Here is a 3173-nt window from a genome sequence, read left to right as displayed (position 1 = left end):
GCCAGCGTACTGCTTTGCAGCAGATCACGCTATGAGAACAAACACCTATGAGCTCTGGCGGTAAGGTCGCTAAACAAGAAAATCATAAATTGCTTAAAAACAAAAATTGGACCGAGGAAGTGAACAGCCCTTAAAACAGCTGAAATAAAATGCTTAAAATACTGTCAGGCCAGATGATAAAGTAAATTTAATATACTTCATCATATTATTGTAAATTTTACGACTTTCTAAAATTGCATCTTTTAAAACATTTAAATCCTTAGATAAAAGAATAATATCAGCAGATTCTTTTGCTATATCTACGCCTGAATCTACAGAAATAGATAAATTAGCAATTTGCATAGCAGGAGCATCATTAATTCCATCTCCCATAAAACCAACAATATTATTTTTATTTTTAAATACAGAAACAATACGAGATTTTTGTTCTGGATTCAATTTAAATAAAATATCTATGTTCAATAATTTAGTATATAATTCTTCATCATCCATTTTATCTATTTCTGTAGATTCAGGCGTAGATATAGCAAAAGAATCTGCTGATATTATTCTTTTATCTAAGGATTTAAATGTTTTAAAAGATGCAATTTTAGAAAGTCGTAAAATTTACAATAATATGATGAAGTATATTAAATTTACTTTATCATCTAATTTTGGTAATATTTTAAGCGTTTTGGTAGCTTTTTATTTTTTAAAATTTGTTCCTTTATTACCGATTCAAATTTTGTTTTTAAATTTAATTTATGATTTTTCTTGTTTAGCATTGCTTACAAGTGACTTCTTCGTTATTTAAGAACTCCTCGTAAATGGAATTTAAAAAAAATTATTAATTTTATGTTTTTATTTGGATTTATTGCTTTTATTTTTGATTTATTGTTTTGTTTTGGTTTATATTTTATATATCAAAAAATAAATTATAATTTTTTTGATGATCCAATTACATTTAGAACAAGTTGGTTTATTTTTTCTATTTTTACTCAAATTTTAACTATTTTGATTTTGAGAACAGATAATTTTATTAAAGATTCTAAAATTTCCATAATAAACCTACTTTTTCTATTTTTTGGCGGTATATTTGCTGTTTTTTTGGTTAGTATTGAATTTTTTAGTAGTTTTTTATATTTTAAAAATATTTTTAATTTAAAATATATAATTTTTTTAATATTATTATTATTTTTTTACGGAATATGTTTGATTTTTTTGCTAAAAATATTTTTAAAATATAAAAACTACTAAAAAAATTCAATACTAACCAAAAAAACAGCAAATATACTATTAAAAAATAGAAAAAGTAGGTTTATTATAAAATTTTAGAATCTTTAATAAAATTATCTGTTCTCAAAATCAAAATAGTTAAAATTTGAGCAAAATAGAAAAAAAAAATAAACCAACTTGTTCTAAATGTAATTGGATCATCAAAAATTATAATTTATTTTTTGATATATAAAATATAAACCAAAACAAAACAATAAATCAAAAAATAAAAGCAATAAATCCAAATAAAAACATAAAATTAATAATTTTTCAAATTTATTTAAAGAGGAGCTCCACAATGAGAATCAACATTATCAGCAGCATGTTAAACAAGAAATATACCAATTTAAAAACAAAATTTGTTCCTTTATTACCGATTCAAATTTTGTTTTAAATTTAATTTATGATTTTTCTTGTTTAGCATTGCCTTTTGATAATGTTGATTCTCGTTATTTAAGAACTCTTTCGTAAATGGAATTTAAAATTATTAATTTTATGTTTATTTGATATTTATTGCTTATTTTTTGATTTGCTTGTTTGTTTGTTTATATTTTATATATCAAAATAAATTATAATTTTTTGATGATCCAATATTTAGTATTTTTCTGTTTTACCAAACTATTTTGATTTTGAGAACAGATAATTTTATTAAAGATTTGTGAATTTCCATAATAAATCTACTTTTCTGTGAAGAGCTTACAGCTTTTATATATTGAATTTTTAGTAGTTTTTTATATTTTAAAATATTTTTAGCAAAAATCAAACATATTCCGTAAAAAAATAATAATAATATTAAAAATAGTATATTTTAAAATTAAAAAATATTTTTAAAATATAAAAACTACTAAAAATTCAATACTAACCAAAAACAGCAATATACTGTTTAAAAAATAGAAAAAGTAGGTTTATTATGGAAATTTTAGAATCTTTTTAATAAAATTATCTGTTCTCAAAATCAAAAAGTAGTTAAAATTTGAGTAAAAATAGAAAAAATAAACCAACTTGTTCTAAAATGTAATTGGATCAAAAATTATAATTTATTTTTGATATATAAAATATAAACCAAAAACAAACAATAAATCAAAATAAAAGCAATAAATCCAAATAAAAACATAAAATTAATAATTTTTTTAAATTTTATTTACGGAGAGTTTAATGAGAATCACTATTTTCATCAAAAGGCAAATGCTAAACAAGAAAAATCATAAATTAAATTTAAAACAAAATTTGAATCGCAATAAAGGAACAAATTAAAAATAAAAGCTACCAAAACGCTTAAAATATTACCGAAATTAGATGATAAAGTAAATTTAATATACTTCATCATATTATTGTAAATTTTACGACTTTCTAAAATTGCATCTTTTAAAACATTTAAATCCTTAGATAAAAGAATAATATCAGCAGATTCTTTTGCTATATCTACGCCTGAATCTACAGAAATAGATAAAATGGATGATGAAGAATTATATACTAAATTATTGAACATAGATATTTTATTTAAATTGAATCCAGAACAAAAATCTCGTATTGTTTCTGTATTTAAAAATAAAAATAATATTGTTGGTTTTATGGGAGATGGAATTAATGATGCTCCTGCTATGCAAATTGCTAATTTATCTATTTCAGATCTGAAGTAGATATAAAGTAAAAGAATCACAGATATTATTCTTTTATCTAAGGATGCTTAAAATGTTTTAAAAGATGCAATTTGAAAGTCGTAAAATTTACAATAATATGATGAAGTATATTGTTCTGATTTTTATCATCTAATTTTGGTAATATTTTGCCGTTTTGGTATTTTTTATTTTTAAAATTTGCTCCTTATTACCGATTCAAATTTTGTTTTTAAATTTAATTTATGATTTTTCTTGTTTACATTGCCTTTTGATAATGTTGATTTTCGTTATTTGCTGAAC

The 3173-nt window shown here is 20.9% G+C and carries 3 protein-coding genes and 2 pseudogenes; 3 read left to right on the top strand and 2 right to left on the bottom strand.

The annotated features are described in order from the left end of the window. Positions 1 to 171: 171 nt before the first annotated feature. A pseudogene (locus FEF22_RS02140) lies at positions 172 to 507 on the bottom strand (HAD-IC family P-type ATPase); the annotation flags it as partial. On the opposite strand from FEF22_RS02140, the gene FEF22_RS02135 reads away from it, so the two are divergent. Then, the gene (locus tag FEF22_RS02135; RefSeq protein ID WP_210352300.1) at positions 455 to 793 is read left to right on the top strand and encodes a hypothetical protein; all 339 of its coding nucleotides are present in this window, start codon (positions 455 to 457) and stop codon (positions 791 to 793) included. The pseudogene FEF22_RS02140 and the gene FEF22_RS02135 sit on opposite strands and share 53 nt — an antisense overlap. Positions 794 to 834: 41 nt before the next feature. Next, on the top strand, positions 835 to 1236 hold the full coding sequence (locus FEF22_RS02130) for a hypothetical protein (RefSeq protein ID WP_210352299.1): 402 nt from the start codon (positions 835 to 837) through the stop codon (positions 1234 to 1236). Between the two features lie 1204 nt (positions 1237 to 2440). Here the strand turns inward: FEF22_RS02130 and FEF22_RS02125 are convergent. Continuing rightward, positions 2441 to 2713 (bottom strand): annotated as a pseudogene (locus FEF22_RS02125) (magnesium-translocating P-type ATPase); the annotation flags it as partial. A gap of 22 nt (positions 2714 to 2735) precedes the next feature. Between FEF22_RS02125 and FEF22_RS02120 the strand changes: the two are divergent. Continuing rightward, positions 2736 to 2894: a hypothetical protein gene (locus tag FEF22_RS02120; protein WP_210352297.1), complete on the top strand. Its 159-nt coding sequence runs from the start codon at positions 2736 to 2738 to the stop codon at positions 2892 to 2894. Positions 2895 to 3173 lie beyond the last annotated feature (279 nt).

Source organism: Texas Phoenix palm phytoplasma, assembly GCF_005774685.2.
Classification (GTDB): Bacteria; Bacillota_I; Bacilli_A; order Acholeplasmatales; family Acholeplasmataceae; genus Phytoplasma.
The sequence above is the reverse complement of the archived record's forward strand: the minus strand, read 5'-3'. Positions and strand labels throughout refer to the sequence as shown.

Coding starts and splice junctions, on each gene's coding strand:
- FEF22_RS02130 (WP_210352299.1), top strand. CDS start 835: ATGTTTTTATTTGGATTTATTGCTTTTATTTTTGATTTATTGTTTTGT.
- FEF22_RS02135 (WP_210352300.1), top strand. CDS start 455: ATGTTCAATAATTTAGTATATAATTCTTCATCATCCATTTTATCTATT.